The organism is Flavobacterium arabinosi, assembly GCF_048158725.1.
Taxonomy (GTDB): domain Bacteria; phylum Bacteroidota; class Bacteroidia; order Flavobacteriales; family Flavobacteriaceae; genus Flavobacterium; species Flavobacterium arabinosi.
Window position 1 is genome coordinate 1 of sequence record NZ_JBLNKX010000025.1, and the last position, 1,624, is coordinate 1,624.

1 rRNA gene is annotated in these 1,624 nt (G+C 31.8%); it reads right to left on the reverse strand.

Annotated features, from left to right (window positions below):
- Positions 1 to 1,541: 1,541 nt before the first annotated feature.
- A 5S ribosomal RNA gene (gene rrf, locus ACM55K_RS17450) occupies positions 1,542 to 1,624 on the reverse strand; the annotation flags it as partial.

A 1,624-nucleotide genomic window follows, 5' to 3' on the forward strand; every position in this document is an offset into this window, starting at 1 on the left:
AAATTCTCTACTTAGATTCATACTACTTGCCAGTTTATTAAAGAACGTCTGCGTCATTGCGGGTGCAAAACTACACCCTTTATTCGCTTTAACAAGCTTTTTTAAACCTTTTTTTAATAATTCTATTCTTTTTATTTTAACTTACTAAAAACGTGTGTCTTGAGTTGCAAAATTTTTTGAATCCCTTAGTCTTCTTTGCTCTGAACACTTCGAATTACCAGTTTTCCCTACTATAGCATATAGACTATAACTTTCCTTAATCCCTCTTTAGCAATTCAATCTTACTCCATACCCAGATTTAAACAGACCTTTACTCCAACAACTCTTACTCTAACAACCAAAAATACTACTCAAGAATGGCACTTACAATAAAAAACATACTGAAGTTAAAGAATAATTCAACGCCCCCCTTAGGAATACCAGCGAAAAACCCAAAAGAAAGTGCAGTAAAATACAACTTGATCAAGACTTGTAATCATAGCACAGCACTTTATATAAATAAAAAAAGAGACAGCTACCCCCCTCTTCTATAATGAAGGATTGAATCAATCCTAAAAGTTGTGAGGAAATATTAAAATTAAAAAATGTTCACTTATCAGATAACTCTTTAAAATGATTAGGTAAATTATATTTCACGACAACTATTTTTTTAAGTTCTATTAAAACCAAGATGAAAAGATAAAAGAAAAAAAATTCGGTATACTCTAGCGTTGATTAAGCAAATAGATAGAGTTCGGGGAAAATTCCCTAAAACACCTAACTACTACTAATGGTCTTTATGAGATCAAAATCGAAGTAAATTCAAATATATACAGAATATTTTTGATAAAGACAAGCCAGTTATTCTCTTTAATGGTTTTTAAAAGAAAACTCAAAGGACACCTAAAGGAGAGTTGAAAAAAAAACTATTAAGATTAATGAATCAATATTAAAAAACAATGAAAAACATAATGAGATAAAAAAAAATTGACGAACTTATTGACGTTGAACACGAAAAGCCCTTATAAAAACCAAGAAAACTCTCAGATATTTATAATCGGCTAAATATTAAAAAAGCATGTAAAGATCTAATTTAACATAGGAACAATTAGCAGATAGAACAGGAGCAAAGAAAATTTATATTTCAAAACTTGAAAACGGAAAAATAAAATATTCAGCTTTCAACATTAATCCTAATTTTTGAAATTAGATCAAATAAAAGGATAGGATTAATCCCAATTCAGGGGTGTTAGAAATACAGAATTCTTCCTTTTTAGACTAACTAATATTTATGCTTAATTTTTATCGCTCCACAGGTTTTGGGATTGATCCGGTATTCCGTATCACATTACAGTGATCCTAAATCTGTTTTTGAGTTGCGCGAAGATGACCCATCAAAATTCAGTTAAAATCAAAAAAATCCTCATCAAATGAATGATGAGGATTTAATAGAATCTGAAACGGGTTCAGCTTAAAGAAAGGCGACGAACCGAGGCTGAAAGCCGAACACGTCGCACCGCTGTAAAACAAAAAAGCCTATCTTTTCAGATAGGCTTTTCAAAGAAAGGCGACGACATACTCTCCCACATAACTGCAGTACCATCTGCGCAGGCGGGCTTAACTACTCTGTTCGGGATGGGAAGAG